Here is a 15,951-nt window from a genome sequence, read left to right as displayed (position 1 = left end):
TGAAGGTCGCCCGCTTCCTCGGCTACGCGGGTCTGGTGCTGCTGGTCGGGCCGGCCGGATACAACACCGGTATCCGGACCACACTCCGCCTTGCCGGAGCGCCGCCTGGACTCCGCCTCGCTCGCCACGGGGTTTCCGGACGCTCACTTTCCGGTCACCATCGCTGACCATAGTGCCGGGAACTCGGGCATGGTCTTGGAGGTACACCCCACGTCGTCCACATCGATGCCCGGAACGGCGAGCCCGGCCACCGCGGCGGCGTGCGCCATCCGGTGGTCGTGGTAGGTGCGGAAGACGCCGCCGCGCAGCGGTCGGGGCCGGATCTCCAACCCGTCAGGTGTTTCGGTGATGTCCGCGCCGAGCCCGCCGAACTCGCGCGCGAGCGCGGCGAGCCGGTCGGTCTCGTGGCCGCGGATGTGCCCGACGCCGGTGAAGACCGACGGCGAGTCGGCCAGCATGGCCAGCGCGGTCAGCACGAGGGTCAGCTCGCCGACGTCGGAGAGGTCGGCGGTCAGACCGTGCACCACGCCGGTGCCACGGACGGTCAGCCCGTTGGTGGAGAGCGTGACCTCGCCGCCCATCCGCTGCAGCAGCGAGCGGAGTTTCTCGACCGGCTGCGCGCTGCTGTGCGGCCAGCCCTGCAAGGTGACCTCACCGCCGGTGACCAGTGCGGCGGCGAAGAACGGCACGGCGCCGGAGAGGTCCGGTTCGATGTCCCAGCCACGCCCGGTGAGTGGGCCGGGCTCGACGGCCCAGACGTCGGGGGTGCTGTCGTCGACCGCCGCGCCGGCGGCCCGCAGCATCTGCACCGTCATCCGAAGATGCGGCGCGGAGGGCACCGGCCGCCCGACGTGGCGGACCACGACGCCCCGGTCGAAGCGCGGGGCGGCCAGCAACAGCCCGGAGACGAGTTGGCTGGATGCGGACGCGTCGATCACGACCTCGCCGCCGGTGACCCGGCCGGTGCCGAGCACTGTCAGCGGCAGGCTGCCGGTGCCGGTGACGTCGATCCGGACGCCCAGCGAGCGCAGCGCGTCGACCAGCGGGCCGAGTGGGCGGGTGCGCACGTACGGGTCACCGTCGAAGGTGACCTGCCCGTCGGCAAGGCCCGCCACCGGTGGAACGAACCGCATCACGGTGCCAGCCAGCCCGACGTCGACGTGGGCGGGGCCGGCCAGCGGGTGGGGTCGGACCAGCCAGCGCTCGTCGTCGCTGATCGAGACGTGCGCGCCCATCGCCCGCAGGCCGGCGGCCATCAACTCGGTGTCACGGGCGCGCAGTGGCCGGGCCAGCGTCGACGGGCCGGCGGCCAGCGCGCTGAGCACCAGGGCCCGGGCGGTCATCGATTTGGAACCGGGCAGGCGCAGCGTCGCCGCCACCGGGTCGGATGCGGTCGGTGCGGTCCACGGCTGCGGCGGCCGGGTCGCGGTCAGGTTGCCCACCGTTACATTCTGCCGTGTCGGCGGGCGGGCGGCGGTACCCGGCGTTCGTACTCCCGGTTGGCGGGACAGCCGACAGGGCCTCCGACGCGTTAGCGTGTGCCCCATGTGCGGCAGGTACGCGACGACCCGGAGCTCCGGCGAGCTGAGCGCGCTGTTCGAGTCCTCCGACGACTCCGACGGCCTGGTCCGGGCGGACCACAACGTCGCGCCGACCGACCCGGTGCCGCTGGTCCGGGTCAGCCCGGAGGGGCACCGCAGCCTCTGCGTCGGCCGCTGGGGTCTGCTGCCGCACTGGTCCCGGTCCGCGTCGGGAGCCGCCCGGATGATCAACGCGCGGGCGGAGACGGTGGCCACCAGCCGGGCGTACGCCGGCTCCTTCTCCCGTCGCCGTTGCCTGGTCCCGGCCGACGGCTGGTACGAGTGGGTCCGGCTGCCCGACGGCGGGCGACAGGCGTACTTCATGACCCCCCGGGACGGCTCGGTGCTCGCGCTGGCCGGCATCTGGTCGGTCTGGGAGTCCGACGCCGAGACCCGGCTCACCTTCAGCGTGCTGACCACCACGGCGCTCGGCGACCTGGCCGAGGTGCACGACCGGATGCCGGTGCTGCTGCCACCTGAGCGGTGGTCGTCGTGGCTCGCGCCGACCGACGAGCCGGGGCGGCTGCTCACTGCGGCGTCGGCGGAGCAGTTGGCGGGGTTGGAGATCCGGCCGGTGGGTGCGGCGGTAGGGGACGTTCGTAACGACGGGCCACAGTTGACCGCGCGGGTGGCGGTGGCGCCGACGGTGTCACTGCAGGAGCTGACCCTGTTCTGACGCTGCGGCGCATAGTCGGCCGCCGATTTGCCAGGGTTCGCGCGATTCGTCTCCTGGCTGTTCAGTCATGTTCCCGGCAGACCCTTGTCCCGAGGTTGCGAAGTGCGATAGAACACAGCGCCGGTAGTGGCTGTCGGTCCGCACGGGGCGGACGACGTCCACAGCTTTTGCCGGTCCCACGGGGGAGGTGGGCGGATGACACGGGCACGTATGCCGCGCCCGCACGAGGTGGCAGCGGCGCGGCGAGATCCGCGACTGCTGCGGGCCGTGCGAGAACGGCGACAGGACGACGCGTGGCGCACCAGAGGAACCTGCCAGAGCGTCGATCCGGAGACATTCTTTCCGGCACCGAACGAGCCGGCGGACGCCGCCGTCGCGCTGTGTCGCAGTTGTGATGTGCAGGGGTCCTGCCTGGCGTGGGCCCTCGACGTCGGTGACTGCCACGGCGTGTGGGGCGGCACCACGCCGCGGGAACGACGGGCGATGCTGGTCGCCTGGCGCGGCGAGGTCGAACCCGATCCGGACGCCATCGACGACGCCGGCCCGCCGGTGCGCGATCGCCTGCTCGCCCTGGTCCCGCTGAGCTGATCGGCGGCCCGGTTCGCACCCGACACCCGTCCGGCGGCGCAGAATAGGCCGGTGCCAGCCAGCAACGAGATCGACACCCCGCGCGGCCCGGCGTGGATCGACACCGACCTGCCGGTCCGCCCGGCCACCGCCCTGCTCGTCCTCGGGCACGGCGCGGGCGGCAGCGTCGACGCACCCGACCTGCTCGCGGTCCGGGACGCGTCGGTGGCGGCCGGCCTGGCCGTGGTCCGGGTGACGCAGCCGTACCGGGTCGCCGGTCGACGTGCGCCGGCACCGGCAGGTCACCTCGACGAGGCCTGGACTGCGGTGCTCGCCGAGCTGCGCGCCCGGCACGCCGACGTGCCGACGGTGGTGGTCGGTGGGCGTTCCAGCGGCGCACGGGTGGCCTGTCGGACGGCCCGTGCGGTGGGCGCGGTGGGCGTGGTCGCACTGGCCTTTCCACTGCACCCGCCCGGCCGGCCGGAACGCTCGCGCGCCGACGAGCTGGGCACCGGCCTGCCGACGTTGGTCGTCAACGGCGACCGGGATCCGTTCGGGACGCCGGAGCCGGGACCGGCCGTGCAGGTGGTGAGTCGTCCCGGTGAGACGCACGACCTGCGCCGCGATCCGGCCGGCACCGCCGCCGTCGTGCGCGACTGGCTGTCCGCCCAGGGCTGGGCGGACAGCTGACCCGTCGTGCCCGGCTCGCCGGGTCGACCGTTTCCGGCGCGGGCACGGGTCGTTGCATCCGTTGGTGCCGCCGGCCCGAGCAGGGCCGGTGACACCAGTCCTCCCAGGCCCTTCCTGGTCCCAGCGCCGGCCGCCGTCGGGGCCGGGACCAGGAACGGGGAGGGGCGGCCGGAATGCCCCAGTGGTCATCTCGCGTTACTACCCCCGGACGACTTTTCTGCGAGGGGGGTGACCGGTGCCAACCGAGACACGAAGCCTGGAACGGGACGAGCGGGACGCCCGGCAGCTGAAGCGGCTGCTGGACGGCCCGGAATGGCCCGCGACAGCGGGACCGGGCGGGGTGGGTGCGGTGAGCACGGGCACACCGGCCGGAAGTGAATCTGCGGGCAGGTCCGTGCGCGTATCCTCGGCGGGAAAGCATCCGACGCGAGGGGATGTGCGGTTGACCACCGAGAAGACGGACGAGCGCAGGGCCCGATTCGAGCGGGACGCGATGCCATTCGTCGATCAGCTCTACGCTGCTGGGCTGCGGATGACACGCAACCCGGCGGATGCCGAGGACCTGGTCCAGGAGACGTACCTGAAGGCGTACGCCGCCTTCCACCAGTTCGAGCAGGGCACGAACCTCAAGGCCTGGCTCTACCGGATCCTGACCAACACCTACATCAACTCCTACCGCAAGCGGCAGCGCCAGCCGATCCAGGCGCCCACCGAGGAGATCACCGACTGGCAGCTCGCCGAGGCCGAGTCGCACACCTCCAGCGGGCTGCGCTCGGCCGAGACCGAGGCACTGGACCGGCTGCCGGACAGTGACGTCAAGGAGGCCCTCCAGCAGTTGCCGGAGGAGTTCCGCCTGGCCGTCTATCTCACCGATGTCGAAGGCTTCTCCTACAAGGAGGTCGCGGACATCATGGGCACGCCGATCGGCACCGTGATGTCGCGTCTGCACCGGGGCCGTCGTAATCTGCGCAAGCTGCTCGAGCGTTACGCGGGCGAGCGGGGCTTCAGTGCGGCCCGCTCGGCGAAGGGCTCGACCGCCGCTGCCGGCCGGGAGGTGTGACGTGAGCTGTGGGGAGCCGCACGAGACGGACTGCCGCGAAGTGCTCGCGGAGGTGTATCTCTACCTGGATCTGGAGTGCGCCGACGAGCGTCGCTCGCTGATCCGGCACCACCTGGACGAGTGCGGGCCCTGCCTGCGCGAGTACGGGCTGGAGCAGGAGGTGCGGGCGCTGGTGGCGCGTTGCTGTGGCAACGAGACCGCTCCGGATCAGCTGCGTGAGCGGCTGCGGGTCAAGCTCACCGAGCTGGTGGTCTTCGAGACCAGCGACTCCCGTGAGCTGGCCGACTGATCGTCTGAGAAGGCCGACCGAGCGTCGGCACCAGCTGGCAAGACCGGTGGCCCGGGTCGATGTCGACCCGGGCCACCGGTGTACCCGGCCTCGGCCGGCTGAGCGACGACGGGCAGTCGGCCCGCCGACCCGTTCAGGAGTTGGGACGCTTGCCGTGGTTCGCGGCGCTCTTCTTACGAGCCTTCTTCTTCCTGGACTTCTTCGCCATACTGACCTCCTCGTGATGGGTCGGATCCGTCCTGCGCACGACCTCGGCGCGGATGCGGCCACCGGCGGTCCGGCGTCGGGTCCGACCCGCTGATGGTAGTGCGGTCGACACCCGCCGCCTTCCCCAGGGCGGGCCTGTCATCCCGGCTGCGCCGCTGCCCGCCCACCGCCGGTCGACGCATGATTGGATACATCGGCAGGCACGTCGCGAAGAGGGAGGGCCTGGACATGGCCGAGGAGATCCGCGCCGAGATGGTGGCCAACGTCTGGAAGGTCGTCGCCACGGCGGGTGACACGGTGACCGAGGGCGACACCCTGGTGATCCTCGAGTCGATGAAGATGGAGATCCCGGTCGTCGCCGAGTCCGATGGTGTGCTCCAGCAGCTCGTCGTCAACGAGGGCGACGTCGTGCAGGACGGTGACCTGATCGCCGTGATCGCTTGACCGGGCTGCGGGTCCGTTCGGCCGAGTCGGTCGACTTCCCCGCGGTGGCCCGGCTGACAGTTGCCGCGTACGAGGCGGACGGCCAGCTCAAGGGCGAACACGGATACGGCGAGGTGCTGGCCGACGTGTCGACCCGGGCGGCCAGCGGCGAGGTGCTGGTCGCTGTCGACGAGGTGACCGGGGCGGTGCTCGGCTCGGTCACGTTCGTGCTGCCGGGCAGCCCGTTCGCCGAGCTGGCTGGGCCGGGCGAGGCCGAGTTCCGGATGCTCGCCGTCGACCCGGGCGCTCAGGGGCGGGGTGTGGGTGCCGCACTGGTCGAGGCGTGTGTCGACCGGGCGACCGAGTTGGGTTGCACGGCGGTGGCGATCTGCGTCCGGGCGGGGATGGCCGATTCGGCGCACCGGCTCTACTCGCGGCGCGGTTTCGTCCGTTCGCCGGAGAAGGACTGGTCACCTTTGCCGGGTGTGGACCTGCTCGGCCTCCGGCTGGAGCTGACGCGCGGCTGAGCCGGCGACCGGCGGGCTCAGGTCGGCCGGCCGGCGGACCACCGACAGGCCGGACCGGCCACATCGATCACGAGATGGTCAGGCGTCGGGCTGCGTGCCGATGGCGGCCAGCAGTTCGTCGGCCACCTCCAGGGCGAGCTTGCGGCGTTCGTCGTCGCTGATGTGCGGCGCGCGGACCGCGAACCAGCTGGTGTGCACCGCGAACAGTGACAGCGCGGCGCGTAGCTGGGCGGCGGGGGAGTCGTCGCCCCGGCAGAGCGCTTCGGCCAGCTCCATCATCCGGCCGCGCATCTTCTGGCCGGAGGAGAGGCTCTTGAGCGCGGTCTGGTTCTGCTCGAAGAAGCGCATCACCGACGGCTGAGTGCCGTCGAACATCGTGTCGGCGTAGCGGGAGATCAGTTCGCGCCGGGTGGCGAGGGTCGCGGGCTGGGTGGCGGCCCAGGCGGTCAGCGCGTCCATCCGTTCCAGCCGGTCCTCGACGAAGCTGGCGACGATGTCGTCCTTGCTCTTGAAGTGGTAGTAGAGCGCGGCCTTGGTGACGTTGAGGCGCTCGGCGATCTCCCGGAGCGAGGTCTTCTCGTACCCCTGCTCGGTGAAGAGTTCGAGCGCGACGGCCTTGATCCGTTCCCGCGTTCCGCCGCCTGTGCTCTCGCTCACCCACGCCCCCCAAATGGCTTGACCGTTCTTCGTACCCAACTTACCGTGCGGCTAGTAAGGTGACTAGCCGGGCGGCAAGTAAGTACGGCAATCTTCGGGGGGAGCTTACCCATGACTCAGGCAACCCAGGCCGGCACGCGACCCAACAACATCCGGGTCGTGCTGTTCGGGCTGATGATCGCGATGATGCTCGCGATGCTCGACAACATGATCGTCAGCACCGCGTTACCGCGGATCGTCGGCGAGTTCGGCGGGCTCAACCACTTCACCTGGGTGGTTACCGCGTACGTCCTGGGCACCACCGTCTCCACCCCGATCTGGGGCAAGCTCGGTGACCTCTACGGCCGCAAGTCGGTCTTCCTGACCTCGGTCGTCGTCTTCCTGGTCGGTTCCGCCCTCTGCGGCATGGCCGGCTCCGGAATGTTCGGCGGTCCAGAGGACGGCATGGTCCAGCTCATCGCCTTCCGGGCCGTGCAGGGCCTCGGCGCCGGCGGCCTCATGGTCGGCGTGATGGCGATCATCGGTGACCTGGTCCCGCCCCGCGAGCGCGGGCGCTACCAGGGCATGATCGCCGGCATCATGGCCATCGCCATGGTCGCCGGCCCACTGGCCGGCGGATTCATCACCGACCACCTCTCCTGGCGCTGGGCGTTCTACGTGAACCTGCCGCTGGGCGGTGTCGCGCTGCTCGTGCTGATCAGCACCATGCACCTGCCGAAGTACCGCACCGAGCACCGGATCGACTGGCTCGGCGCCGGGCTGCTCTCGGTCGGCATCACCGGGATCGTGCTGATCACCACCTGGGGTGGCAACGAGTACGACTGGACGTCGCCGCAGATCCTCGGCCTGGCCGTGCTGGCCGTCGTCGCGTTGGTGGCGTTCGGCCTGGTCGAGCGCCGGGTGACGGAGCCGATCCTGTCGCTGAAGCTCTTCGCCAACCGCAACTTCGCGCTGATCTCGCTGATCGGTTTCCTGCTCGGCTTCGCGATGTTCGGCGCGATGAACTTCCTGCCGCTCTACCAGCAGACGGTGCAGGGGGCGTCGGCGACGAACAGTGGCCTGCTGCTGCTGCCGCTGATGTTCGGCATGCTTGTCGTCTCGCTTGTCGTCGGCCGGGCAATCACGAAGACCGGACGGTACCGGGCGTACCCGATCATCGGTGGCGTGGTGATGACCACGGGCATGGGGCTGCTGTCGATGCTCGACGTCAACACCAGCAAGCTGGTGTCCTCGCTGTACATGGTCGTGCTCGGCGCCGGTATGGGCTTCCTGATGCAGACGTCGATGCTGATCGCGCAGAACAGCGTGGAGCAGAAAGACCTCGGCGCGGCCAGTGGCGCGGCGACGTTCTTCCGGTCGATCGGCGGCTCGTTCGGCATCTCGCTGTTCGGCGCGATCTTCGCCAACCGGCTCGCCGACTCCGCCGCCGGCGCGGCCTTCGATGGCGGAGGCGGGGGAGGCGGGATGGACCTGGCGAAGCTGAGGGAACTGCCCGCCCAGGCGCGCGAGGCGGTGCTCGGCGGTCTCGCCGACTCGATCTCGCACGTCTTCCTCTGGGCGGTGCTGTTCACCGTCGCGATCCCGGTGCTCGCCTGGTTCATCAAGGAGATCCCGCTGCGCACCGCGAACGAGGCGCCGCCGCAGGCCACTCCGGAGGAGGACGCCGAGGTCGCCCTCGGCAAGGCCCCGGTCGCCTGACGCCCAAACCCCGCGATCTTGCACTTTGTGCGCGCGCACAAGCACTGTTTCCGACAAAACGGCGACAGTAAGTGCAAGATCGCGGGGTTGCGGGGAATCAGCGGCGGAGCAGGCGTTGCCAGAGGCGGCGCAGGGGGTTGCGAGGGCGGGGGAGCCGGGGGGAGTTGGCTCTCAGCAGCTCGGTGGCCAGTGCCGCCGTCGCCGGATCCAACTGCGGGGCGGCGAGTGCCAGGTGAGCCAGCGAGGCGGCGATCGGGACCGGTCGGCTGCGCGCCACGTCAGCCGCGTCGGCCAGCCGCTCCGCCACCACCCGGGCCACGTCCGGTCGCACCGAAGGGTCCACCCAGGCGGCGGTGACCAGGGCGAACAGGGCCGCCTCGGTGACCCAGTCCTCGACGCCCCAGATCAGATCGAGCAGCACCCGGCGTCGGGTCGAGCCCTCCCACGGCTCGTCGGTGCGGTGGTGCAGCAGCCCCAGACAGGCCCACACCTGGACTCCACGCACCCAGACCGACGGGTCGTGGGCCGCCAGCAGCCGACCCACCGCGTTCGCCGGTGCCGCCGGCGGGTGCACCAACAGACCGAGCAGGTCGTCCACGTCGAGGCCGGCCAGACCCACCGCGGCGTCGTACGCCGCCGGCGGATGTGCCCACGCCGGGTGGGCGATCTGCCCGATCCGTTCGACAGCCGTCGCCGAGGGCGCCGCCAGCGCGGGTGTGGGCACCGTGTCCGCGTAGTGCCACAGCCGCTGAGCGGACTCCCGCCGGGGCTCGCGCGGGTCGGGCTCGGGCGCGCCGACGACCTCGATCCGCAGCCCGGGGGCTGTGGAGATCGCCGTCCCGACCGCGCTCGGCGGGGCGGCGGCGGACAGGCGTACGGCACCGCCGAGACCGTTGTCGTCATCGGCCACCGCCTGGCGCATCGCGTCGACCAGGGGCCCGCCGGCCGGCGTGAGTTGGCCGAGCCAGGGCCGACCTCGGCAGCACTGGGCCAGGTCGCCGTGCTCGTGGCTGTCGTCCGGGTGGTCGCGTACGAAGTCGGCGAGCGCGACCAGGTGGGCGAGGTCACCGTCGCGCAGGTGCCGCAGGCGGTGAGCGGTGTGCACCGCGCAGTCGAACGACGGATCGCGCGCCAGTGCCCGCTCGGTCCACTCCAACGCCTCGTCCAGCCGGCCGATCTCGGCCAGGGTGCCGGCGATGTCCGCGTAGATCGCCAGGTCGTCGGGGTCCAGCTCGACGGCCCGACCGAGGGCCGCGAGGCCGTCGCGGGTCCGGCCCGAGCTGCGGTACGCGTACCCGAGCCACACCTCGCCCATCTTCGAGGGCTGTGCGCGTACTCCCCGGGTGGCCCAGCGGACCGCCAGCTCGACCTCGCCGAGGCGCCGGGCCAGCGCGGACGCCGCGCCCAGCAGCAGGCCGTGTTCGGTGTGCACTGTCGCCGCGTTGCGGGCGAGCGTGAGGTACGGGGTCAGCGGAGCCCGGCCGATCCGTGGCACCGGGTCGGGCAGTGCGGCGCAGACCTGCATGAGGACGCGGGCGATGTGCTCTGGTTCCAGTCGTTCGATCAGCTCGGGTGCGGTGACCCAGGGCACGCCGGCCCACTCGGTGCCGGGCGCGTACGACGTCGCCGCGGCCAGCAGTTCCAGCCCTTCGGCGGGACGCCCGGCGGTGGCGAGGAGGTGGGCGCGGGCGACCACAGCACCGACGAAGGTGTGGTGGTTGATCGGGAAGAGGTCGAGGCCGCCGCCGCTCGACACGGCGAGCCGGGCGAGGGTCTCGTGCACCTCCGGCAGGGTGGGGGCCCGTGCCAACGCGCCGGCGAGGTGGCCGGCGGCGTGGTGCAGGTCGCCCTCGTCGAGTGCCAGCCGGGCCAGCGCCAGCTCCTCCGTCGCGGAGAGCGCGGGATCGTCCGTTCCCTCGGGCACGTCGTCCTCTCGTGGCAGTTAGACCGGGCGCAACGGGTAAAGCCTAGTTGATATTGAGATCAACTGGTGATCAGCTGCGCAGTCCTGCTCGTTCGATTGCTGAGATACGCTTAAAAGTGCAAGACTGAGCAAGAATCGCGCGGCAACCGCGCAGGGGGAGGGGTTTCCGTGACACGTGCAGGGGCTGGAATGGCCGCCGACATCGACGAGCAGCCGGCTGGCTACGCGCGCCTGCTCTCCGCCGCCAACGCCGCCGAGATCGCCCGGGTGGCAGCGGTCATCGCCGAACGTCGGCCACGGCACGTGGTCTTCACCGCGCGGGGCACCTCCGACCACGCGGCGCTCTACGGGGCCTACCTGACCGAGATCCGGCTCGGTCTGCCCGCCGGGCTGGCCTCGCCCAGCGTCGTCACCCTCTTCGGGGCCCGCCCCGACCTCTCCGACGCGCTGGTCGTCGGGGTCAGCCAGAGCGGCGGTTCGCCCGACCTGGCCGAGGTGCTGCGCGCCGCCAGAGCCTCCGGTGCGCTGACCCTCGCGGTGACGAACGCCCCCGACTCACCGCTGGTCGACGTGGCGGAGCTGAGCGTCGACATCGCCGCCGGGCACGAGCGGGCGGTCGCCGCCACCAAGACGTACACCGCGGAGCTGCTCGCCCTGCTCATGCTGGTAGAGGGGATCCGGGCCGGCGACGGCGTGCTCCCGAACGCCGAACGGGAGGCGCTCGACGCACTGCCCGAGCTGGCCGCCCGCACCCTTGCCGACGGCACCCCGGCCCAGCTCGCCCCGCGCTACCGGTTCGCCCGTCAGCTGGTCACCACCGGCCGGGGGTACGCCTACCCCACCGCCCGGGAGGCCGCGCTGAAGCTGATGGAGACCTCGTACCTGCCGGCGCTCGCCTTCTCCGGCGCCGACCTGCTGCACGGCCCGCTCGCCATGACCGACCCGGAGGTCCCGGTGCTCGCCGTGGTCGGCTCCGGCCCCGGCGGCCGGTCGATGGGTGAGGTGCTGCCCCGCCTCGGCGAACGCCGCGCCGACGTCGTGGTGGTCGGCTCCGCCGACGTGCCGGGCGCCACCCGGCTGGCCGTCCCCGAGGTCGACGAGCGGTACGCCCCGCTGCTGGACATCCTGCCGATGCAGCGGTTGGCGCTGGCCCTGGCGCTCACCCGGGGCGAGGACCCGGACGCGCCGCGCGGGTTGAAGAAGGTCACCGCGACGATGTGAGGCGTGGCGTGGCACCCTGGTCACCGTGTCCACGCTGCGCGACCTCGCCGAGGAGCACACCCATCTCCGTCCGGCCGACATCGACCACCTGCACCGGATCGCGGGCGACTGGCAACTGCTCTCCGATCTGTCCTTCGCCGACCTGCTGCTCTGGGTGCCGGTCGACGCCGAGGGCACGTTCCTCTGCGTCGCCCAGGTGCGCCCGACCACCGCACCTACCGCCTACCAGGACGACCAGGTGGGTCGGATCGTCGGCGGGCCGGAGGTGGCCCACCTCGGGGTGGCGTACTCCCAGGGTCGGATCTGGCGTGAGGGCGACCCGGTCTGGTACGGCGACGTGCCGGCCCGGCACGAGGCGATCCCGGTCCGGCTGCGCACCGCCGAGGGGGAGGCCGGCGAGGTGATCGCCGTGGTGGGGCGGGACACCAACCTCTCCACCGCGCGTACGCCCAGCCAGTTGGAGCTCAACTACCTCACCACCGCCGACGACCTGGCGCAGATGATCGCGGACGGCACCTTCCCGCCGCCGCGGCATCCAGGCGAGACCACCTCGGCGCCCCGGGTCGGCGACGGCCTGGTCCGGCTCGACGCCGGCGGCAAGGTCACCTACGCCAGCCCCAACGCGCAGTCCGCGTACCGCCGACTGGGCTACGCCTCGCACCTGGTGGGGGAGGACCTCGCCGCGTTGCACCGCCGGTTGGCCGGTGACCCGCTGGACGGCACCGAGGCGTCGAACGGCATCCTGGCCGCGCTGCGTGGTGAGGCGCCACCCCGCCGGGAGATCGACGCACGAGGTGCCACGATGCTCACCCGCGCGCTGCCGCTGATGCCGGCCGGGGTGCCGATCGGAGCGTTGGTGCTGGTCCGGGACATCACCGAGGTCCGCCGTCGGGACCGGGCACTCATCACCAAGGACGCCACCATCCGGGAGATTCACCACCGGGTGAAGAACAACCTCCAGACCGTGGCCGCGCTGCTGCGGTTGCAGGCCCGCCGGGTGGCCATGCCGGAGGCGCGGGTCGCGCTGGAGGAGTCGGTACGCCGGGTCGCGTCGATCGCCCTGGTGCACGAGACGCTCTCCATGTCCAGCGACGAGGCGGTGGAGTTCGACGGCATCGTCGACCGGGTGGCCAGCGCGGCGACCGAGGTCGCGGCGACCGAGGTGAGCGTCGGCATGCGTCGGCGGGGCAGCTTCGGGGTGCTGCCGGCGGAGATCGCCACCTCGCTGGTGATGGTCCTCAACGAGTTGCTGCTCAACGCCGTCGAGCACGGCTTCCCGCCGGCCGACGAGGCGGAGGAGGAGGCCCCGGTGGCCTCCGCCTCCGGCATGGTGCCGGTCGCCGCTCCCGAGGTGGACCCGTCGCTGCGGCCCGAGGTGGTGGTCTCCGCGCACCGGTTCCGCAAGATGCTGCACGTCTCGGTGACCGACAACGGGCGCGGCCTACCCCCGGACTTCGACGCCGAACGCGGGAGCCGGCTCGGCCTCCAGATCGTCCGAGCCCTGATCACCGGGGAGCTGCGCGGCACCATCGAACTGCGCGCCGGCGCCAACGGTGGCACCGAGGCCATGCTGGTAATCCCGCTGGCCCGCACCACCACCCACGACGGCCGCTCGCAGACCTGACCCGCTCTGCCGCCTCCGGTGGGGCGGGCGACCGGGCCCGCCCACCTCGACGCGCCTGATGACGGTGGGTCATCGTGATGACTGAGAGGCATCACGCCCATCCTGATGTCCGCTCCCGCCGCAGACCCCCGCCGGCACCTGGGGGTCGGGTCAGCGGTCGGGGCGGCTGGTCAGCAGGGCGACGGTGAGGCCGGGGCGCTGCCAGACCTGGGCGACGGTGAAGTCCCTGCGGAGCGCGTCGCCCTTGGCGTCGGGCACGGCGGCCAGCGGCTCGGCGTGCCGGCCGGAGACGACGAGCCACACCCGTGTCGTACCGGCCAGGCACGGTGCCGGCTGGGGGCACTCGCCGGCCCACAGATCGCCGCGGCGGACCTCGTCCTCGGTGGCCAGCACGTCGCGTGGTGGGTCGCTGAGGTGGTATTCGATGCCGAGATCGAGGAAGAGCCAGCTGTGCCGGGGGGAGTAGACCACCGCGTCACCGGGGCGTTGACCGTCGGCGATCACCCGGGCCGCCCCCGCGTAGTCCACCGGCGCGCTGCGCGGCCACTCGTGGGTCCGTCGCAGCGCGGCCTGATCGGGCAGGCCGAGCAGCCCGGCCAGCACCACCACGACGAGCGCCGCCGGAGCGGCCACGGCGGCCAGCGCCGCGCCCGCCAGCAGGCACGCGAAGGGCACCACGAAGACCAGATACCGAGGCACCCACAGCGGTACGACAGTGCCGGCGGCGAAGAGCAGCAGTACGGGCAGCAGCACCGCGCTGACCGGCAGCAGGGCGCGCCGCCCGAGCCGGGCGGCGCCCAGCGCGGCGACCCCGAGCAGCAGGCCACCCACCACGCTGCTCTGTGCCACGCCGCCGGGCAGCGCGGTCAGGTCGTCCAGCCGGGCCAGGTGGACCCAGTTCAACTGCCGGGACTGCTGGGTCCGGGCCTTCACCAGCAGCGGGCCGGCCAGTAGCGCGGCCGGCAGCACGGCGACCAGCCACCGCCACACCCGCCGGTCCCGCGTGGCGTCGGGTTGGGCCGGGGTGGCGATGCCGGCCGGGACCGGGCCGCGCCACCAGGCGACGAGGACGACCAGCGCATGGGCGGCCAGCACTGTGAGCGCGATCAGGTGGATGAGCCCGAGAGCGGCGACGGCGGCCGCGTAACCGGCCCAACGGGCCCAGCTCGGTCGGCGCAGCGCGCTCACCAGCAGCAGTGTGGCGAGCACGGCGAGCATCGTGGCCAGCGCGTACGGCCGAGCCTCCTGCCCGTAGCGGGAGGTGCCGGGGAGCACCGCGAACAGCAGCCCGGCGAAGAGGCCGCCGCGCCGGTCGACGAGCCGCGCGCCGAGCACGGCGAGCAGCCCGGCGGCCACCGTCATCGCCAACACCGCCGGTACGCGCAGGGCGATGGTGGAGTCGCCGAAGACCGCCGTCCAGAGGTGCATCAGCAGGTAGTACGGCCCGGTGGCGGCGTCGATGGTGCCGGCCAGTCGGGCCAGGTCGCCGGGCGACCGGGTGGCCGCGCTCCAGGTCGCCAACTCGTCGCGCCAGAGCTGGGCGGAGCCCAGCCCGGTCACCGTCACCGCCACTGTCACCAGCGCCGGGGGGAGCCAGACCGGCAGGCGGCGCAGGTGCTCCCACACCGCCCCGGCCGACCTCTCGGACAATTGCCCCACGGTTCGAGCCTGCCACGGTTGTCCCTAGAACTCGGCCCGTGATGTGGGATCCAGCACGCGGACATTGGCCGGCCCCCATGGGGTGTGGCAGCATGGGCCCATGACCGCCGCAGTCGTCCGCCGCTTCGTGGCACGTCGCCACGTCGATTACGGCCGCGTGCGCAGCGCGATCTGTCCGGCCTACTGACGACGCCCGACCAATCCGTCTCGGGCGCGCTCCGCGCCGGCTGTCTGAAGACACCGTTGTCCCGCCCGCTTCGCCGGGCCGGCCGCCGCGCCCCGCGTATCCCGAGGCACAGCAGACAACGGAGGACGCCGCGATGGCGGTCAGCAGCATCCCGGCCCGTTCCGAGGACCCGACGGCTCGTCCGGCCCGAGCGCCGCGCCGGCCACGGGGTGAGGGTCAGTGGGCGCTCGGCCACCGCGAGCCGCTCAACCCCAACGAGCGGATCAAGAAGGACGACGACCCGCTCAACGTCCGGGCCCGCATCGAGACCATCTACGCGCACCGGGGCTTCGCCTCGATCGACCCGCAGGACCTGCGGGGCCGGTTCCGCTGGTGGGGCCTCTACACCCAGCGCAAGGCGGGCATCGACGGTGGGCGTACCGCCGTGCTGGAGCCGCACGAGCTGGAGGACGAGTTCTTCATGCTCCGGGTCCGCATCGACGGCGGGCAGCTCAGCCTCGCCCAGCTGCGGGTGATCGCGGACATCTCCCGCGAGTTCGCGCGGGACACCGCCGACATCACCGACCGGCAGAACATCCAGTACCACTGGATCCGGGTCGAGGACATGCCGGAGATCTGGCGTCGGCTGGAGTCGGTCGGTCTGCAGACCACCGAGGCGTGCGGCGACTGCCCGCGCATCGTGCTGGGCAGCCCGGTCGCCGGGGTGGCCCGCGACGAGCTGCTCGACCCGACCCCCGCGATCGACGAGATCGTCTCCCGGTACGTCGGCGACAAGCAGTTCTCCAACCTGCCCCGCAAGTTCAAGACGTCGATCTCCTGGTTGGTGGACACCCCGTACGAGTCGAACGACATCGCCTTCCTCGGCGTCGACCACCCGGAGCACGGGCCCGGTTTCGACGTCTGGGTCGGCGGGGGCTCAAGCCCGTGCACCGGCGCATCCTCTGGTCGATGTACGAGCAGGG

16 protein-coding genes are annotated in these 15,951 nt (G+C 72.2%); 12 read left to right on the top strand and 4 right to left on the bottom strand.

Annotated elements, in window-relative coordinates; translation table 11 throughout:
- Window positions 1-143 precede the first annotated feature (143 nt).
- Complete coding sequence (aroA, locus tag ABZ749_RS11485; RefSeq protein WP_357226188.1) at window positions 144-1,442, bottom strand: 3-phosphoshikimate 1-carboxyvinyltransferase; 1,299 nt, start codon at window positions 1,440-1,442, stop codon at window positions 144-146.
- A 103-nt stretch (window positions 1,443-1,545) separates the two neighbouring features.
- Between aroA and ABZ749_RS11480 the strand changes: the two genes are divergently transcribed.
- From ABZ749_RS11480 to ABZ749_RS11445, 8 genes are all read left to right on the top strand, one after another.
- Window positions 1,546-2,256: an SOS response-associated peptidase gene (locus tag ABZ749_RS11480; protein ID WP_357226185.1), complete on the top strand. Its 711-nt coding sequence runs from the start codon at window positions 1,546-1,548 to the stop codon at window positions 2,254-2,256.
- A 195-nt stretch (window positions 2,257-2,451) separates the two neighbouring features.
- Complete coding sequence (locus tag ABZ749_RS11475; RefSeq protein WP_091406097.1) at window positions 2,452-2,844, top strand: WhiB family transcriptional regulator; 393 nt, start codon at window positions 2,452-2,454, stop codon at window positions 2,842-2,844.
- 51 nt (window positions 2,845-2,895) lie between these two features.
- Window positions 2,896-3,513 carry an alpha/beta family hydrolase gene (locus tag ABZ749_RS11470; RefSeq protein WP_357226181.1) on the top strand — a complete coding sequence of 206 codons (618 nt, stop codon included), beginning with the start codon at window positions 2,896-2,898 and terminating at the stop codon, window positions 3,511-3,513.
- 235 nt (window positions 3,514-3,748) lie between these two features.
- A complete protein-coding gene (locus ABZ749_RS11465) occupies window positions 3,749-4,573 on the top strand; it encodes a sigma-70 family RNA polymerase sigma factor (protein WP_112583674.1) in 825 nt (274 codons plus the stop codon).
- A gap of 1 nt (window position 4,574) precedes the next feature.
- Window positions 4,575-4,862 (top strand): mycothiol system anti-sigma-R factor, encoded by a 288-nt coding sequence (gene rsrA, locus ABZ749_RS11460; RefSeq protein WP_030490399.1) that lies wholly within the window; start codon window positions 4,575-4,577, stop codon window positions 4,860-4,862.
- Between the two features lie 59 nt (window positions 4,863-4,921).
- Window positions 4,922-5,086, top strand: a complete 165-nt coding sequence (locus ABZ749_RS11455) for a hypothetical protein (protein ID WP_357226178.1) — start codon at window positions 4,922-4,924, stop codon at window positions 5,084-5,086.
- 205 nt (window positions 5,087-5,291) lie between these two features.
- Window positions 5,292-5,513 (top strand): biotin/lipoyl-binding carrier protein, encoded by a 222-nt coding sequence (locus tag ABZ749_RS11450; protein ID WP_181518367.1) that lies wholly within the window; start codon window positions 5,292-5,294, stop codon window positions 5,511-5,513.
- A complete protein-coding gene (locus ABZ749_RS11445) occupies window positions 5,510-6,019 on the top strand; it encodes a GNAT family N-acetyltransferase (protein ID WP_357202775.1) in 510 nt (169 codons plus the stop codon). The genes ABZ749_RS11450 and ABZ749_RS11445 overlap by 4 nt, the downstream gene beginning before the upstream one ends.
- A 78-nt stretch (window positions 6,020-6,097) precedes the next feature.
- On the opposite strand, the gene ABZ749_RS11440 is transcribed toward ABZ749_RS11445, so the two are convergent.
- Complete coding sequence (locus ABZ749_RS11440; RefSeq protein ID WP_355008158.1) at window positions 6,098-6,676, bottom strand: helix-turn-helix domain-containing protein; 579 nt, start codon at window positions 6,674-6,676, stop codon at window positions 6,098-6,100.
- Between the two features lie 111 nt (window positions 6,677-6,787).
- Here ABZ749_RS11440 and ABZ749_RS11435 point away from each other — a divergent pair, with 111 nt between their 5' ends.
- A complete protein-coding gene (locus ABZ749_RS11435; RefSeq protein ID WP_357226173.1) occupies window positions 6,788-8,374 on the top strand; it encodes an MDR family MFS transporter in 1,587 nt (528 codons plus the stop codon).
- 97 nt (window positions 8,375-8,471) lie between these two features.
- Here the strand turns inward: ABZ749_RS11435 and ABZ749_RS11430 are convergent, their stop codons facing one another.
- On the bottom strand, window positions 8,472-10,298 hold the full coding sequence (locus ABZ749_RS11430; protein ID WP_357226168.1) for a tetratricopeptide repeat protein: 1,827 nt from the start codon (window positions 10,296-10,298) through the stop codon (window positions 8,472-8,474).
- Between the two features lie 189 nt (window positions 10,299-10,487).
- Between ABZ749_RS11430 and ABZ749_RS11425 the strand changes: the two genes are divergently transcribed.
- Together ABZ749_RS11425 and ABZ749_RS11420 are read left to right on the top strand one after the other, a co-directional pair.
- Window positions 10,488-11,519 (top strand): SIS domain-containing protein, encoded by a 1,032-nt coding sequence (locus ABZ749_RS11425; RefSeq protein WP_357202824.1) that lies wholly within the window; start codon window positions 10,488-10,490, stop codon window positions 11,517-11,519.
- A gap of 25 nt (window positions 11,520-11,544) precedes the next feature.
- Complete coding sequence (locus ABZ749_RS11420; protein ID WP_357226165.1) at window positions 11,545-13,143, top strand: histidine kinase N-terminal domain-containing protein; 1,599 nt, start codon at window positions 11,545-11,547, stop codon at window positions 13,141-13,143.
- A gap of 150 nt (window positions 13,144-13,293) precedes the next feature.
- Here the strand turns inward: ABZ749_RS11420 and ABZ749_RS11415 are convergent, their stop codons facing one another.
- Window positions 13,294-14,802: a glycosyltransferase family 39 protein gene (locus tag ABZ749_RS11415; protein ID WP_357226162.1), complete on the bottom strand. Its 1,509-nt coding sequence runs from the start codon at window positions 14,800-14,802 to the stop codon at window positions 13,294-13,296.
- A gap of 320 nt (window positions 14,803-15,122) precedes the next feature.
- Between ABZ749_RS11415 and ABZ749_RS11410 the strand changes: the two genes are divergently transcribed.
- The coding region (locus ABZ749_RS11410) for a nitrite/sulfite reductase (RefSeq protein WP_357226160.1) at window positions 15,123-15,951 on the top strand (829 nt) is incomplete at its 3' end.

This window comes from Micromonospora sp. NPDC047753, from assembly GCF_040642735.1.
Classification (GTDB): Bacteria; Actinomycetota; Actinomycetes; order Mycobacteriales; family Micromonosporaceae; genus Micromonospora.
The sequence above is the reverse complement of the archived record's forward strand: the minus strand, read 5'-3'. Positions and strand labels throughout refer to the sequence as shown.

What these genes read in the sequence shown, in the direction of transcription:
- ABZ749_RS11480 (WP_357226185.1), top strand. Translation starts at nt 1,546, where the DNA reads ATGTGCGGCAGGTACGCGACGACCCGGAGCTCCGGCGAGCTGAGCGCG.
- ABZ749_RS11475 (WP_091406097.1), top strand. Translation starts at nt 2,452, where the DNA reads ATGACACGGGCACGTATGCCGCGCCCGCACGAGGTGGCAGCGGCGCGG.
- ABZ749_RS11455 (WP_357226178.1), top strand. Translation starts at nt 4,922, where the DNA reads ATGTCGACCCGGGCCACCGGTGTACCCGGCCTCGGCCGGCTGAGCGAC.
- ABZ749_RS11435 (WP_357226173.1), top strand. Translation starts at nt 6,788, where the DNA reads ATGACTCAGGCAACCCAGGCCGGCACGCGACCCAACAACATCCGGGTC.
- ABZ749_RS11425 (WP_357202824.1), top strand. Translation starts at nt 10,488, where the DNA reads ATGGCCGCCGACATCGACGAGCAGCCGGCTGGCTACGCGCGCCTGCTC.